The sequence below is a fragment of the Sulfitobacter sp. UBA4523 genome, from assembly GCF_002388305.1.
In the GTDB taxonomy this organism is placed as follows: domain Bacteria; phylum Pseudomonadota; class Alphaproteobacteria; order Rhodobacterales; family Rhodobacteraceae; genus Sulfitobacter; species Sulfitobacter pontiacus.
In genome coordinates, this window is record NZ_DGMH01000074.1 from 22,642 (window position 1) to 23,075 (window position 434).

The following is a 434-nucleotide window of genomic DNA, read 5'->3' on the forward strand; positions in this document are numbered from 1 at the left end:
TCCTTACGGACCGCCATGATCGACTATGGTATTCGCATTCTGGTGCTTTCTGCCGCCATCTCGATGATCACGGCGTTTTTGCTGTTTCTGACCATGCGGGCGTTTTTGCTTAAGCCGATCAAGGGTGTGGTCGGGCATATGCAGAACTACGCGCTTGCCCCCGAGGATGCGCGACGAATCATTTCACCTTCTGCTGGTGTGACAGAGGTGCGCGAGGCCGAGGAAGCTTTGATGAAGCTTGAAACCGAACTGACCCAAGCCCTGCGCCAGAAAGANNTGTTTACCGACCGGATCGAAATGTCCGAGGATCCGACGGTCAAACGCATGGCCCCCAAGCTGGTCAGCTCAATCACCCGCGCCGTGCACCTGTGCGAATCCACGCTGGCCTTTGGCCGCGCAGAAGAGCCAAGTCCGACGCTGACGGTCACGCCACT

General features: G+C 57.6%; 1 pseudogene. It reads left to right on the forward strand.

Annotation, left to right across the window (positions count from 1 at the left end):
- Positions 1-434, forward strand: a pseudogene (locus B3849_RS17435) (sensor histidine kinase); the annotation flags it as partial.